Raw genomic sequence first — 15,485 nt, forward strand, 5'->3', positions numbered from 1 at the left:
CCGCCGTGCGGTGACGGTGTTCCGCACGGCGGATCGTTCGCACAACAAAACAACAGCTTCCGATCCGCACCCTGTTCGCATTCAGGCATGACACTCCCGACCGGCGGGCCCGCAGCCGTCCGGTCCGACGAGGAAGGCACGGCCGCCGCACGTGAGGGACACACGAGAGAGCCGGTTGCTCCTGGTGCTGCTGATCGCCATCGCGTTCGCACTGATCACGGTGGATATCCGTGGCGGCGAGGATTCCCCGCTCGACAGCGTCCGGCAGGCAGCCGCGTCGGCCTTCGGGCCCGTGGAGAACGGCGTCGCCTCCGCCGTGAACCCGATCGGCAACGCCATCGGCGCCGTCCGCGACTCGGGTGAGCGGCACGACCGGATCAGCAGACTCGAACGCGAGAACGCGGCGCTCAAGGTGAAGCTCGGCAGCGATGTCCGCACCCGGGGGCGCGCCGCCGAACTCGACAAGATGCTGAAGACCGCGGGTGCCGGCCGGTACGGCATCAAGGGTGCCGAGGTCATCGCCATAGGAGCCGCGCAGGGCTTCTCCTGGACCGTCACCATCGACGCGGGCAGCGAGGACGGCATCACCCGCGATATGACGGTCCTCAACGGAGACGGCCTGGTCGGCCGGGTCACCACGGTCGGACCCTCCACAGCGACCGTGCTGCTGGCCAACGACCCGGACTTCACCGTCGGCACACGCATGGAGAAGACCGCCGAGCTGGGCTTCGCCACCGGGCAGGGAGACCGTCCGCTGCGGGTGCAGCTCCTCAACGGCAAGGCCAGGGTGGCGAAGGGGGACCGGCTGGTCACCTTCGGCTCGCGCGCCGACAAGCCGTTCGTACCCGGTGTGCCGGTCGGCGAGGTCGTCCGTGTCGACCCCGCGAACGGCGCCCTCACCCGTACCCTCCAGGTCCGTCCGTACGTCGGCTTCACCAAGCTCGACATCGTCGGCGTGGTGGTCCAGCCGCCGCGCAAGGACCCCCGCGACACGGTGCTCCCGCCGCCCGTGAAGCCGAAGCCGACGCCCACGGTGACCGTCACCGTCACCCCCTCCGCCGACGGTTCGGGAGCCCCTATGGACGAGGCGAGCGAGCCCGCCGCCGGGGCGACTCCCGCCGGGGGCGGGGAGAGTCCCGCCGGCGACGGGGCGAGTCCCGCCGGCGACGGGGCGAGTCCCGCCGGCGCCGCGGAAACGCCCGCCCCGCGTCCCACCAGGAGCTGACCCCCATGCGCTTCAACCGGATGCTGCTCTCGGCCACGCTGGTGGTCGTCGCGCTCGTCGTCCAGGTGAGCATCCTCGCCCGGCTCCAACTGCCGGGTGCGGTGCCCGATCTGATGCTTCTCGTCGTGCTCGCCCTCGCCCTCGTGTACGGGCACGTCGGCGGCGCCCTCGTCGGGTTCGGAGCCGGACTGCTGGCCGACCTGGCGCCGCCCGCCGACCACGCGGTGGGCCGCTACGCGCTGGTGCTGTCGATCGTCGGCTACCTCGCGGGGCTGGCGAAGCCGGAGAACGGCCGGCTGCGCTCGGCGGCCGGACCGCTGCTCGTCGTGGTGGGCGCGGCCGTGAGCACCACGTTGATGTACGCGGGCGTCGGCGCCCTCGTCGGAGACACCGCGGCCCGCCAGGTCGGCCTCGTCAGCCTGGTCCTCACGGCCACGCTCTACGACCTGCTGCTCGCGCCCTTCGTGGTACCGGGGGTCATGGCACTGGCCCGGCGCGCCGACAACGACCCGATGGCCGAGCCCTCGGGCAGCGCAGGCGGAACGGACGCGGCGCTGCGGGGCTTCGGGACCACCGGCAGCCTCCTCAAGCCGAGAGCGCGCACCAGCCGTACGAACGGTGTCGGCCGGCTCCGCGGCGGTCGCGGCAGTGTGCTCGGCGGTTCGGTCAGGAGCCGGGCGGGGCGCCTCAAGGGGGTCAAGCGGCTATGAGCCCCGACGGACCCGTCGCCCACCGTCCCTCCGTCGCCCACCGCCACCCTCAACGGAGGCGCCCCGCACTATGAGCAATATTCCCGAAACCGGGCGCACTCCCCGGGTCACCATCCGCCTGGTCGCCCTGCAGATCCTGGTGTTCTCGCTGCTGCTCACCCTGGGAGGGCGGCTCTGGTACCTCCAGATCCGCAACGGCGACGAATACGCCGACGAGGCCGCCAGCAACCACGTCCAGCAGGTCGTCCAGCCCGCGACCCGGGGCTCCATCCTGGACGCCCGCGGAGTGCCGCTCGCCGACAACGAGACCCGCCTCGTCGTCTCCGCCAGCCGTACCGAGCTGTTGAAGATGAAGGACGACGGCAAGGCCGTCCTCGACCGGCTCGCCGGAGTCCTCGGTATGAAGCCCGAGGAGGTCAGCGAGAAGGTCCGGCTGTGTGACGCCAAGACCCCCCAGCCCTGCTGGAACGGTTCCCCCTACCAGCCCATCCCGGTCACCGACGAGGCCACCACGCAGCAGGCGCTGCAGATCCGTGAGCGCGCCGAGGACTTCCCCGGGATCACCGCCGAGCCCACCGCCGTACGCCGCTACCCCGCGCCGCTCAAGGCCAACACCGCCCAGGTGCTCGGGTATCTCTCGCCCGTCACCGACGAGGAGATCGAGAAGGCCAAGGACGGCCGTTCCCCGTTGCTGCGCTCCGACCAGATCGGCCGCTCGGGGCTGGAGCGCAGCTACGACAAGTACCTGCGCGGCAAGGCCGGTGTCACCCGCTACGAGGTGGACAACCTCGGCCGGGTCATCGGCCAGGAGCGCAGCGACCCGTCCGAGGCCGGTTCCTCCGTCGTCACCAGCATCGACGCCCGCGTGCAGGCCATAGCGGAAAAGGAGCTGGACGGGGCCATGAAGGAGGCCCGCAAGCAGATCGACCGCAACACCAACCGCCCGTACGAGGCGGACGCGGGCGCGGTCGTGGTCATGGAGGCCAAGACGGGACGGGTGGTCGCGATGGCGTCCAACCCCGACTACGACCCGAACGCCTGGGTCGGCGGTATCTCCGGCAAGGACTACACCCGGATGACCAGCAAGAAGTCCAACTACCCGCTGCTCAACCGGGCCATCCAGGGACAGGCCGCACCCGGCTCCATCTTCAAGGTGATCTCCACCGCCGCCTCGGTCAACGCCGGCTACGACTTCAACGGCGGCTACAACTGCGGCAGTTCGTACAGCATCGGCGGACAGGTCTTCAAGAACTTCGAGTCGCAGAGCCATGGCTCGATCGACCTGGGGCGGGCCCTGGAGGTCTCCTGCGACACCGTCTTCTACGCCCTCGCGCACCAGCAGTGGAAGAAGGACGGCGGGCTCAAGCCGAAGAAGGACGCCAAGGACTGGTTCTTCAGGACCGCGCACCAGTTCGGCCTCGGCGCGGAGACCGGGATCGACCTGCCCAACGAGGTCACCGGCCGGGTCCCCGACCGCCAGTGGAAGAAGGACTTCTGGAAGGCCAACAAGGACAGCTGGTGCAAACGGGCCAAGGCCTGGCCGGGGAAGAAGGACTACGAGACCCTCCTCGCCCGGGAGGGCTGCCTCGAGGGCATGAAACTGCACGCCTACGACGCGGTGAACTACTCCATCGGCCAGGGCGACACCCTCGTCACCCCCATCCAGATGGCGACCATCTACTCCGCGATCAGCAACGGCGGCACGCTCTACAACCCCTCCGTCGGCAAGGCGGTCATCAGCCCCGACGGCAAGCACATCGAGGAGATCAAGCCCCAGCCCCACGGGAAGCTCCCGGTGAAAAAGAAGACCCTCAACCAGATGGACGAGGCCCTCGCCGGCGTCGCCACCCGGGGCACCGCCGCCTGGCGGTTCGGCGGCTGGCCCCAGGACGAGATCCCGATGCACGCCAAGACCGGTACGGCCGAGGTCTACGGCAAGCAGACCACGTCCTGGTTCGCGACCTACACCAAGGACTACTCGATCGTCATGACGATCTCCCAGGGCGGCACCGGCTCCGGCGCCTCCGGTCCGGCGGTGCGCAAGATCTACAACGCGCTGTACGGGGCCGACGAGAAGGGCGGCATCGACAAGAAGCGCGCGCTGCTCCCCGAGCCTGAGAAGTCGCTGCCGAAGATCGAGAAGGACGGTTCGATCCAGGCCGAGGAGGCCAAGCCGTACGAGCCCCCGAAGCCGAGCGAGTCGCCCGGCGGCGTGGAACAGGCGGCCCTGGACAGGCGGAGGCACTAGTGAGCACCTCGTCCAGCTTCTCCATCCGCCGCTACACCCCCGAACCCGGCGCCTGGGGCAAGCTCACCGCGCGCGACTCGCTGGTCCGCCGACTGGACTGGATGCTGCTCGGCTCGGCCCTCGCCCTGTCCGGCCTCGGCTCGCTGCTCGTATGGTCGGCGACCCGTAACCGCACCGAGCTCAACCAGGGCGACCCGTACTACTTCCTGTTCCGGCACGTCCTCAACACCGGCATCGGACTGGCCCTGATGGTCGGCACGATCTGGCTGGGCCACCGCACCCTGCGCGGCGCCGTCCCAGTGCTCTACGGCCTGTCGATCCTGCTCACCGCGGCCGTCCTCACACCGCTGGGCTCCACCATCAACGGCTCGCACGCATGGATCCAGATCGGCGGCGGCTTCTCCCTCCAGCCCTCCGAGTTCGCCAAGATCACGATCATCCTCGGCATGTCGATACTGCTGGCCGCGCGGGTGGACGCCGGCGACCGGATCCATCCCGACCACCGCACCGTCGTCCAGGCCCTCGGCCTGGCAGCGCTGCCCATCGTGATCATCATGCTGATGCCGGACCTCGGCTCGGTGATGGTGATCGTCGTGATCGTGCTCGGCGTCCTGCTCGCCTCCGGCGCCTCCAACCGCTGGGTGATCGGGCTGATCGCCACCGGCGCGGCCGGGGCGATCGCGGTCTGGCAGCTCGGCCTCCTGGACGAATACCAGATCAACCGGTTCGCGGCCTTCGCCAACCCCGAACTCGACCCCGCGGGCGTCGGCTACAACACCAACCAGGCGCGTATCGCCATCGGCTCCGGCGGCCTCAGCGGTACCGGCCTCTTCAACGGCCACCAGACCACCGGCCAGTTCGTGCCCGAGCAGCAGACCGACTTCATCTTCACGGTCGCGGGCGAGGAGCTGGGGTTCCTCGGCGCGGGCCTGATCATCCTGCTGCTGGGCGTCATCCTGTGGCGTGCCTGTCGTATCGCCCGCGACACCACCGAGCTGTACGGCACGGTGGTTGCCGCCGGGATCATCGCCTGGTTCGCCTTCCAGTCGTTCGAGAACATCGGTATGACGCTCGGCATCATGCCGGTCGCGGGCCTGCCCCTGCCCTTCGTCTCGTACGGCGGCACCTCCATGTTCGCCGTCTGGATCGCCGTCGGCCTGCTGGAGTCCATCAAGGTGCAGCGACGGGTGTCGGCCTGATCCGCCCGACGAGGACTGACCGGGACGGACTTCTGCGGGTAGATTCACGTCATGGCGGACCGGATACGCGAGGTCGAGCGCAAGTACGAGGCTCCTGCGGACGGCAGGCTTCCAGACCTGTCGGAGATCCCCGGGGTCGCGGCCGTGGCCGACCAGGGCGTCACCCACCTCGACGCCGTCTACTACGACACCCCGGGGGAACGGCTGGCCGCGGACCGCATCACGCTGCGCCGCCGCACGGGAGGCGACGACGAGGGCTGGCATCTGAAACTGCCCCTCGGCCCGGACACCCGTGAGGAGATCCACGCCCCGCTCTCCGAGGAGCTGCCGCGAGAGCTTGCCCGGCTCGTACGGTCGCGGGTGCGCGACCAGCCGCTCGTAGCGGTCGTCCGGCTGCGGTCCGAGCGTGACCTGCGGCATCTCCTCGACGCCGACGGCAGGGTGCTCGCCGAGGTCAGTGTGGACGCGGTCACGGCCGACCGGCTCCACGGCGGCCAGGGGACCGCGCGCTGGACCGAGATCGAGGTCGAGCTCGGCGAGGGCGTCGATCACACCTTCCTCGACACCGTCGAGCAGACCCTCCGCGAGGCCGGAATCCGGCGCGCGGCCGGACCCTCCAAGCTCGCACGCGCCCTCGCCGAGACCCGCCCGGGCGGCGGTGGAGAAGCCGACTCAGCCGGGGAGCAGGGCGGGGAGACCGAGGAGAAGGGCGGCGGGAAGTCGGAGAAGAAGGGTGGGAAGAAGGCCAAGGGCGGCGAGAAGGCGACGCGTGGTGGGACAACAGAGCTGCCCGCCCGGGCCACCGCGGGCGACCATCTCCTCCGCTACGTCCGCACCCAGGTCACCGCCCTCGTCGAACTCGACCCCGCCGTCCGCCGCGACCAGCCCGACTCCGTACACCGGATGCGCGTCGCCACCCGCAGGCTGCGCAGCGCCTTCAGATCCTTCCGCCGCATCCTCGACCGGGACGTCACCGACCCGGTCGGTGAGGAGCTGAAGTGGCTCGCGGGCGAGCTCGGCGTCGACCGTGACCGCGAGGTGCTCACCGCGCGGCTGTACGACCGCCTCGGCGAGCTGCCCCACACCCTGCTGATCGGGCCAGCGCGAGGACGCCTGCGCACCTGGTCCAACGCCAAGCGCAGCGGATCACGCCACGAGCTCCTCACCGTCCTCGACAGCAGCCGCTATCTCGCTCTCCTGGGCACCCTCGACCGGCTCCTCGCCGACCCGCCACTGCTGCCCGCCGCGGGCCGCGGGCCGCTCGACGTCCTCCCCGACGCCGTACTGCGCGAGTTCGAACGGCTCGCCGGGCGCATGGACACCGCCCTCGCCGCTCCCGAGGGCCGCGAGCGCGACATCGCCATGCACGAGGCCCGCAAAGCCGCCAAACGCGTCCGCTACGCCGCCGAGACCGCCCACCCCGCCATCGGCAAACCGGCCAAACGGTTCGTCGGGCACATGACGACCCTCCAGGACGTACTGGGCGACCACCAGGACAGCGTCGTCGCCCGCGGTGCCCTGCGGGAGCTGGCTCTCCAGGCCCAGGCGGCGGGCGAGAGCGCCTTCACCTTCGGCGTGCTCTACGGGCACGAGGAGATGCGCGCGGCTGCCCGCGAGCACGAGCTGCCCCGGGCCTGGAAGGAAGCCTCCCGGAAGAAGAACCGCACCGCGCTGAAGGGCTGAGTGGTGCGGCCCGCCCGGAGCGGTCGCCGCAGCCCACGGAGCGTACGTCTCAGGCGCGGAGCGTACGTCTCAGGCGCGGAGCATACGGTGCAGGCCGGGCCGGAAGGCACCGCCCGGGCACACGGTACGCTGGATGGTCACCCGCCCGCCGCCATCGGCGGGTCGTCCCCCGCCAGCTCACGAGAGACGCCGCGATGCCTGTCGAGTCGGTCTTCCCCCGCCTGGAAGCGCTTCTCCCGCATGTCCAGAAGCCCATCCAGTACGTCGGCGGAGAGCTCAACTCCACCGTCAAGGACTGGGACGCCTGCGATGTGCGATGGGCGCTGATGTATCCCGACGCGTACGAGGTCGGGCTGCCCAACCAGGGCGTCATGATCCTCTACGAGGTGCTCAACGAGCGCGAGGGCGTGCTCGCCGAGCGCACGTACAGCGTCTGGCCGGACCTCGAAGAGCTCATGCGCGAGCACAGCGTCCCGCAGTTCACGGTGGACGCACACCGCCCCGTCGGCGCCTTCGACGTGCTCGGCGTCTCCTTCTCCACCGAGCTCGGGTATACCAACCTCCTCACCGCGCTCGACCTCTCCGGCATTCCGATGGAGGCCAAGGACCGCACCGAGGACCACCCAGTGGTCCTGGCGGGCGGCCACGCCGCCTTCAACCCGGAGCCGATCGCCGACTTCATCGACTGCGCGGTCATCGGCGACGGCGAGCAGGCCGTGCTGGAGATCACCGAGGTCATCCGGGCCTGGAAGGGCGAGGGCCGCCTGGGCGGCCGCGACGAGCTGCTGCTCCGCCTGGCCAGGACCGGCGGTGTGTACGTGCCGAAGTTCTACGACGTCGAGTACCTCGCCGACGGACGCATCGGCCGGGTCGTGCCGAACCGCTCGGGCGTGCCGTGGCGGGTCTCCAAGCACACCGTCATGGACCTCGACGAGTGGCCGTACCCGAAGCAGCCCCTGGTCCCGCTCGCCGAGACCGTCCACGAGCGGATGTCGGTGGAGATCTTCCGCGGCTGCACCCGCGGTTGCCGCTTCTGCCAGGCCGGCATGATCACCCGCCCGGTGCGGGAGCGCAGCATCACCGGCATCGGCGACATGGTGGACAAGGGTCTGAAGGCCACCGGATTCGAGGAGGTCGGCCTCCTCTCCCTGTCCTCGGCGGACCACAGTGAGATCGGCGACGTCGCCAAGGGGCTCGCGGACCGCTACGAGGAGGACAAGATCGGCCTGTCCCTCCCCTCCACCCGCGTCGACGCCTTCAACATCGACCTCGCCAACGAACTGACCCGCAACGGCCGCCGGTCCGGCCTCACCTTCGCCCCCGAGGGGGGCTCCGAGCGCATCCGCAAGGTCATCAACAAGATGGTCTCGGAGGAGGACCTGATCAGGACCGTCGCCACGGCGTACGGCAACGGCTGGCGCCAGGTGAAGCTGTACTTCATGTGCGGTCTGCCCACCGAGACCGACGAGGACGTGCTGCAGATCGGCGACATGGCGGTCAATGTCATCGCCAAGGGCCGCGAGGTCTCCGGCAAGAACGACATCCGCTGCACGGTCTCGATCGGCGGCTTCGTGCCCAAGCCGCACACGCCCTTCCAGTGGGCCCCGCAGCTGTCCGCCGAGGACACCGACGCGCGCCTCGAGAAGCTGCGCGACAAGATCCGCGGCGACAAGAAGTACGGGCGCTCCATCGGCTTCCGCTACCACGACGGCAAGCCCGGCATCGTCGAGGGCCTGCTCTCGCGCGGTGACCGCCGGGTGGGCGCGGTCATCCGCGCGGTGTACGAGTCCGGCGGCCGCTTCGACGGCTGGCGCGAGCACTTCTCCTACGACACCTGGATGGAGTGCGCCGGGAAGACGCTGCCCGAGCAGGGCGTCGACGTCGACTGGTACACCACCCGTGAGCGCACCTACGAGGAGGTCCTGCCCTGGGACCACCTGGACTCCGGCCTCGACAAGGACTGGCTCTGGGAGGACTGGCAGGACTCCCTCGACGAGACCGAGGTCGAGGACTGCCGCTGGACGCCGTGCTTCGACTGTGGCGTCTGCCCGCAGTTCGACACATGGCCACAACTGAGCCCCACCGCTGGTAAGAGCCTGCTCCCCCTGACTCCCGTCAACACCGGCAGTGAGGGGAAGTGAGCAGGTCAGGAAGGCCGCTCCCCGCCCCCGAGAGAGCCCGTGAAGCGGTAGCCGAGGCGCTGGCCAAGCTGTCTGAGAGCGAGCGGGAGCAAGCCGTGCAGGCGCTCTCTCGGATGGGCGCTCGACGTCCAGAGCGAACCTCCGCCCCTGCTCCTCGTAGGCCCCTGCCGACAGAGGTGAAGGCGCCCCGAGTGTCCGTCTCCGCCTCGATCGAGTGGGTGTAGGCGGACCCTGCCCACAACGCAGAGAAGGGCCCCGGCCTCAACCCTCGCAAGGAGGGGTGAGCCGGGGCTCTGGTCTGTCTTGCCTGGTTGTGGCCGTCGTCGTTGCTCGCCGAGCCGCTGAGTCGCCATCTTCCGATCGTTCGCCGGGTGGTTGGGGCCCTTGCTCTGGCTGGATGCGCTCGCGCCAGAAGTTGTGAATCAGGTCGTTACGCCGCTTCCGGCCGGCAGGTGTCCGAGCACCATCGACCGTCCCGGCGTCGACCGGCCAGGGAGACGCCGCATCTCGTCAGGCTGTTCCGCAGGCTCTTCGTCCTGCCCGTCCGCTGGGCGTACCGGACCGTGCTGACACCGGTCGGTCACGCCGTCCGCGCCCAGCTCTGGCGCCGGCCGCCCGGGCCGTACGAGAGGCGGACGCGGAGCCCGGCAGGCTGTCGCCTCCGCGCGCGCCTCCGCGCGGCAGACCCGGGCGGAGATCCGCCGGGCCCTGTTCGGCACGCCCCGCCGGGAACCGGGCGCTCCCGGGACACGTACTCTTGGTAGCAGTACGACAGCTCTCACGAAGGACTGAACGACACTGGGCAAGCGACAGCCCGAAGGCCCCCCGCCCGCGCCCGCGGTGCAGCGCATCCGACTGCGCTACACCAAGCGCGGCCGCCTCCGGTTCACCAGCCACCGCGACTTCCAGCGTGCTTTCGAGCGCGCGCTGCGCCGCGCCGAGGTGCCCATGGCGTACTCGGCCGGTTTCACACCGCACCCCAAGGTGTCGTACGCCAATGCCGCACCCACCGGCACGGGCAGCGAGGCCGAGTATCTGGAGATCGCGCTCACCGAAGCGCGGGACCCCGAGGAACTGCGGGTGCTGCTCGACGAGTCGCTGCCGGCCGGGCTCGACATCACCGACGCCGTCGAGGCCCGGGCCTCCGGGCTCGCCGAGCGGCTGGAGGCGTCCGTCTGGGAGCTGCGGCTCGACGGGGTGGCAGCCGCCGACGCCGAGCGGGCCGCCGCGGCTTTCCTCGCGCGGGAAACCGTGGAGGTCCAGCGGCGGACGAAAAACGGGTTGCGAACCTTCGACGCACGGGGCGCGGTCGCACGTCTCGAGGCGTTCGAGGGGCCGGCTGATAGGCCCGGGGTCAGCGCCTGTGCGATACTGCGGCTGGTTGTTCGGCATTTGACACCTGCCGTGCGACCCGACGACGTCCTGTCCGGTCTCCGCGCCACGGCCGACCTGGCGCCGCCGGTCCCCGCTGCGGTGACCAGGCTGGCGCAGGGGCTGCTCGATGAGGAGTCCGGCACGGTGACCGACCCGCTCGCGCCTGACCGCGAGGCAGTCATGGCCGCCCCACCCACGGCCGCCGGGCTGACCGCGACGGCGCCGGAAGGTTCCGCGTAGGTCGTCCGTCGGCAGGGCGTGCGAGCCACTCCCTGCCGGTGGAGGGCTGAGGGCTCGTCGAAGCGCCGCCGATGCACCGGGAGCCACCCGGGTCCGGCAGACGCACTGACACAGCAGACTTTCGCCGGGTGTCGGGCCTACGGCCCCCGGCGAGCGAGACGACAGCTCCCGTGTGGCGCCCGCGCCCCGGACGGCGGCACCGCGCACATCACGCGGGCCGCGGCCGGAATCCGACGCGGCGCCCGGGAGCGTGACGGGAGAACCGCCCGCATGCTCGAGCCAATGGAGCCCACGGAGGCGGCGCGCAACAGCGCCGCCGGGGACAGCTCAGAGAACAACAACAGCCCCAGCGACAACCTGCCGCCGCGCCGCCGGCGCCGCGCGGCATCGCGTCCGGCCGGACCTCCGGTCGCGACCGGAGCGGAAGCCACGGCGGCTCCGGCCATACCGTCCACGGAGTCCGCTGTCGCGGAGCCCGCGGAGGCGGCCCCGGATTCGGTGGAGGCCGCGGCCGCGGCCGGTGCCTCCGGCGGTGATGCCGTGATTCCGGCAGAGGCCGTGACGGCCGTGCCCGGCACCGAGTCCGGCGAGCAGGAACCGGTGGCGGAGGAGCCCGCCGAGGCCGAGGGAGTGGCCGGGGCACGGCAGACGCCCGAGGCCGGAACGTCCGACGCCGGAACGCCCGGGGCACAGGAGACGCTCGGGGCACAGGAGACCGAGGATGGTACGCAGGAGCCGGTCGAGGCCGTCGCGTCCGTCGAGGAGTCGAAGCCTGCTCGTACGCGGCGTCGTGCGACGCGGAAGGTGACGGCTCCGGCTGGTGCGCCGCAGGGTGCGGAGGCTGGTGAGCCGGAGGTGGTGACGGTGGTGGCGGGTTCTGCTGCTGCGTCGGCGTCCGGTGATCAGGGTCCGGTCGCCGGGTCCGGAGCCGGTGGGATTCCCTCCGAGGCCGTCGCGTCCGTCGAGGAGTCGAAGCCCGCACGTACGCGCCGCCGGGCGACCCGTCAGGCGTCCGCCCCGGCAGGTCCGCCGGCGGGCACCGAGGCCGCCGAGCCGGCCACCCGGGCTGTCGCAGCAGAGGAGAGCGCGCACGAGACCACGGCCACCGCTCGTACGTCCGGTGGCTCCATCACCGCAGGTGGCGACGAGCACGAGGCCGGAGCGCCCGGTGAGGACACTCCCCGTGGACGGGGCCGCCGTCGCTCGACCCGTAAGGCCGCGGCCCCCGCCGAGGCGCCGCGGACCTCCGAGTCGCCGCAGGCCGGCGAGGCCGAAGCCGCTGCCGCGGCGGACACCGAGCAGGTCACCGTCGCGGACGCGGTGGACGCCCCGGAGGGGCGCACCCGGCGCCGTGCTTCCCGTAAGGCCGCCGCTTCGGCCACGGAGCCGCAGGCCGAGAAGGCCGACCAGAGCGAGAAGAGCCGGCAGGCCGAGGCGACAGGCAAGCCCGAGCCGACCGAGGCAGCGCCCGAGGCCGCCCCACGTGGGCGTCGTCGGGCCGTACGGCCGCCGACCGCCGTGTTCCAGGCCCCGGTCTTCACCGAGCCGATGTTCCAGACCCCGGAGAGCGCCGCGGCGGCTGCCGCCGCCGACGCCGCAGGTGAGCAGGGTGAGGAGGCCACCGAGGAGCCGCAGCAGGCGGCCCCCGGTACCCGCCGTCGCCGTCGCCGTGGCGGCGCCGAGGAGAGCACCGCGCCCGCCGAGGCCGCCGCCCCGGAGCAGAAGGCCGCCGAGGCGGGCCCCGAGGCCGAGGACCGGGCCGAGACCGACGAGGAGTCGGGCGACCGCCCGGCCCGCCGTCGCCGCCGCGGTGGCCGTCGCCGCCGCCGTGGAGAGGCCGCCGAGGGCGCCGAGGACACGGCCGAGAGCCCCGAGGACACCGACGAGGCCGAGCAGGACCGCGCCGCCGCCGAGGAGACCGAGGCGGAGGAGCGGGAGGAGGAGTCCACCGCCGGTGGCTCCAGCAGCAGCCGTCGCCGTCGTCGCCGTCGCCGCCGCAGCGGGGAGTCCGCCGAGGTCGGGGGCGAGGGGGGGACCGACGACCCGGAGCGTACGGTCGTCAAGATCCGCGAGCCGCGGGCCAAGGCGGAGCCCTCCGATGAGGTGCAGTCCATCAAGGGCTCCACCCGCCTGGAGGCCAAGAAGCAGCGTCGCCGCGAAGGCCGTGAGCAGGGCCGCCGTCGTGTGCCGATCATCACCGAGGCCGAGTTCCTGGCCCGCCGGGAGGCCGTCGAGCGCGTGATGGTCGTCCGGCAGCAGGGGGACCGCACCCAGATCGGCGTGCTGGAGGACAACGTCCTCGTCGAGCACTTCGTCAACAAGGAGCAGGCCACCAGCTACGTCGGCAACGTCTACCTGGGCAAGGTCCAGAACGTGCTGCCGTCGATGGAGGCCGCCTTCGTCGACATCGGCAAGGGCCGCAACGCCGTCCTGTATGCGGGCGAGGTCAACTTCGAGGCGCTGGGCATGGCCAACGGCCCGCGCCGTATCGAGACCGCGCTGAAGTCCGGCCAGTCCGTCCTCGTCCAGGTCACCAAGGACCCGATCGGCCACAAGGGCGCCCGGCTGACCAGCCAGGTCTCCCTCCCCGGCCGCTACCTGGTGTATGTGCCCGAGGGCTCGATGACCGGCATCAGCCGCAAGCTCCCCGACACCGAGCGCTCACGGCTGAAGCAGATCCTCAAGAAGATCGTTCCCGAGGACGCGGGCGTCATCGTCCGTACGGCCGCGGAGGGCGCGAGCGAGGACGAGCTGCGCCGCGATGTCGAGCGGCTGCAGGGGCAGTGGGAGGAGATCCAGAAGAAGGCGAAGAGCGCCAACGCTCCCGCGCTGCTCTACGGCGAGCCGGACCTGACCGTCCGCGTCGTGCGCGACATCTTCAACGAGGACTTCTCCAAGGTCATCGTCAGCGGTGGCGAGGCCTGGGAGACCATCCACGGCTATGTCTCGCACGTCGCCCCGGACCTCGGCGACCGGCTGCAGAAGTGGAACTCGGAGGTCGACGTCTTCGCGACCTACCGGATCGACGAGCAGCTGATGAAGGCGCTCGACCGGAAGGTCTGGCTGCCCAGCGGTGGCTCGCTGGTGATCGACCGGACCGAGGCCATGATCGTGGTCGACGTCAACACCGGGAAGTTCACCGGGCAGGGCGGCAACCTCGAGGAGACGGTCACCAGGAACAACCTGGAGGCGGCCGAGGAGATCGTGCGCCAGCTCCGGCTGCGCGACCTCGGCGGCATCATCGTGATCGACTTCATCGACATGGTGCTGGAGTCCAACCGGGACCTGGTGCTGCGGCGTCTGCTCGAGTGCCTGGGCCGGGACCGTACGAAGCACCAGGTGGCGGAGGTCACCTCGCTCGGCCTGGTCCAGATGACCCGGAAGCGGGTCGGCCAGGGTCTGCTGGAGTCCTTCTCCGAGACCTGTGTGCACTGCAGCGGGCGCGGCGTCATCGTCCATATGGAACAGCCGGCGTCGGTCGGCGGCGGGGGCGGCGGCAAGCGCAAGAAGAAGGGCAAGGGCGGCGCTCAGCAGCCCGATCTCGTCGTCGAGCATGTGCACGAGCCTGTCGCCGAGGAGGAGCCGGAGGAGGCCGAGACCGTGGCCGAGGTGGCCGCGGAGGCCGCCGAGCCCATGGCGCTGCCGGAGCCTGCCTTCGCCGCGGACGAGGAGCTGTTCAGCAGCGCTGCCGAGGCCGAGGCGGCGGCGACGCTCCCCCGTGGCCGCAAGGGCATGGGAGGTACGCCCAGCCGTACGCGCCGCAGGGCGACCCGCAAGGTGTCGGCCCCCGCGGGTCCGCCCAGGGTGACGGAGGAGGAGGCGGTCGTGGTCGTCGCCCCGGCATCGAAGGGCCAGGCCGGGACCGAGCCGCAGGCGCAGCCGGAGCCCGGGCCCGAGCCCGGGGCGGTGCCTGCGGCCGCCTCCCCGGCCGTGACCGAGGTTCCGGCGGCTCCGGCGGCGGAGCCCGCCCCGGCCCGTACGCGCCGTCGTGCCACCCGGAAGGTGTCGGCCCCGGCCGGTTCGCCGACGAGCTCCGAGGAGGCGGGCGTTGTGGTCGTCTCGGCTCCGGCCGCGACGGCGGAGACGGCGGAGCAGCCGCGGCCGGGGGACACCGCGGCAGGCACCGCCGAGGCCGAAGCAGGCACCGTTGCGGCCGAGGCCGGGGCCGCGGCGGAACCCGATGAGGGCGAGGCCCCCGCCCCGGCCAAGAAGACGGCGCGCAAGACCGCGGCGAAGAAGGCCCCGGCCAAGAAGGCCACCGCCAAGAAGACCGCGGCGAAGAAGACGGCCGCCAAGAAGACGACGGCCAAGACCGCGAAGACGGCCAAGACTGCCAAGAAGGCGGCGAAGAAGACGGTCGGGGCGGAGCAGAGCAACCCGTCCGTCTCGGCCCCCGCCGACGAGGCGTGAGCAGGCCGGCGGCCGGTGGTCCCGCCCGGATCACCGGCCGCCGGACAGCGGGGTCGTCCCGGCCGTCGTCTGCGGCCGGGGCTCGGTTTGACCACCTGGTCAGGGTTCCGTAACCTTGACCGTCGGCGTCTGTACGCCGAACCCCTGAGCAACTCCCTCCCGGTCCGCCGGGAGAGGCCGCTCGTCCTTCCGGATATCGCGGGCCTCGCGCCCGTGTGAGCGGCTGGCATCAAGGGTCCCGTTTCGAGCGAGAGA

The 15,485-nt window shown here is 71.5% G+C and carries 8 protein-coding genes and 1 pseudogene; all 9 read left to right on the forward strand.

Annotated elements, in window-relative coordinates; all coding sequences use genetic code 11:
- The first annotated feature begins 151 nt into the window (after positions 1 to 151).
- The 9 genes and pseudogenes from mreC to ACTWQE_RS10330 all read left to right on the forward strand — a co-directional run bounded on the left by mreC (position 152) and on the right by ACTWQE_RS10330 (position 15,230).
- A complete protein-coding gene (mreC, locus tag ACTWQE_RS10290) occupies positions 152 to 1,225 on the forward strand; it encodes a rod shape-determining protein MreC (protein ID WP_443328551.1) in 1,074 nt (357 codons plus the stop codon).
- Positions 1,226 to 1,230: 5 nt separating this feature from the next.
- Positions 1,231 to 1,935 (forward strand): rod shape-determining protein MreD, encoded by a 705-nt coding sequence (gene mreD / locus ACTWQE_RS10295; protein ID WP_443328552.1) that lies wholly within the window; start codon positions 1,231 to 1,233, stop codon positions 1,933 to 1,935.
- Positions 1,936 to 2,005: 70 nt separating this feature from the next.
- Positions 2,006 to 4,183 carry a penicillin-binding protein 2 gene (mrdA, locus tag ACTWQE_RS10300; protein WP_443328553.1) on the forward strand — a complete coding sequence of 726 codons (2,178 nt, stop codon included), beginning with the start codon at positions 2,006 to 2,008 and terminating at the stop codon, positions 4,181 to 4,183.
- A complete protein-coding gene (gene rodA, locus ACTWQE_RS10305) occupies positions 4,183 to 5,382 on the forward strand; it encodes a rod shape-determining protein RodA (protein ID WP_443328554.1) in 1,200 nt (399 codons plus the stop codon). The genes mrdA and rodA overlap by 1 nt, the downstream gene beginning before the upstream one ends.
- A gap of 51 nt (positions 5,383 to 5,433) precedes the next feature.
- Positions 5,434 to 7,065: a CYTH and CHAD domain-containing protein gene (locus ACTWQE_RS10310; protein ID WP_443328555.1), complete on the forward strand. Its 1,632-nt coding sequence runs from the start codon at positions 5,434 to 5,436 to the stop codon at positions 7,063 to 7,065.
- Positions 7,066 to 7,259: 194 nt separating this feature from the next.
- Positions 7,260 to 9,206, forward strand: a complete 1,947-nt coding sequence (locus ACTWQE_RS10315; RefSeq protein WP_443328556.1) for a TIGR03960 family B12-binding radical SAM protein — start codon at positions 7,260 to 7,262, stop codon at positions 9,204 to 9,206.
- A 515-nt stretch (positions 9,207 to 9,721) separates the two neighbouring features.
- Positions 9,722 to 9,998, forward strand: a pseudogene (locus ACTWQE_RS10320) (hypothetical protein); the annotation flags it as partial.
- A 48-nt stretch (positions 9,999 to 10,046) separates the two neighbouring features.
- Positions 10,047 to 10,820, forward strand: a complete 774-nt coding sequence (locus ACTWQE_RS10325; RefSeq protein ID WP_443328557.1) for a TIGR03936 family radical SAM-associated protein — start codon at positions 10,047 to 10,049, stop codon at positions 10,818 to 10,820.
- Positions 10,821 to 11,090: 270 nt separating this feature from the next.
- Positions 11,091 to 15,230: an Rne/Rng family ribonuclease gene (locus ACTWQE_RS10330; protein ID WP_443328558.1), complete on the forward strand. Its 4,140-nt coding sequence runs from the start codon at positions 11,091 to 11,093 to the stop codon at positions 15,228 to 15,230.
- Positions 15,231 to 15,485: the final 255 nt, after the last annotated feature.

This window comes from Streptomyces sp. 8N706 (assembly GCF_052245415.1).
GTDB lineage: Bacteria > Actinomycetota > Actinomycetes > Streptomycetales > Streptomycetaceae > Streptomyces.

Coding starts and splice junctions, on each gene's coding strand:
- mreD (WP_443328552.1), top strand. CDS start 1,231: ATGCGCTTCAACCGGATGCTGCTCTCGGCCACGCTGGTGGTCGTCGCG.
- ACTWQE_RS10310 (WP_443328555.1), top strand. CDS start 5,434: ATGGCGGACCGGATACGCGAGGTCGAGCGCAAGTACGAGGCTCCTGCG.
- ACTWQE_RS10330 (WP_443328558.1), top strand. CDS start 11,091: ATGCTCGAGCCAATGGAGCCCACGGAGGCGGCGCGCAACAGCGCCGCC.
- ACTWQE_RS10315 (WP_443328556.1), top strand. CDS start 7,260: ATGCCTGTCGAGTCGGTCTTCCCCCGCCTGGAAGCGCTTCTCCCGCAT.
- mrdA (WP_443328553.1), top strand. CDS start 2,006: ATGAGCAATATTCCCGAAACCGGGCGCACTCCCCGGGTCACCATCCGC.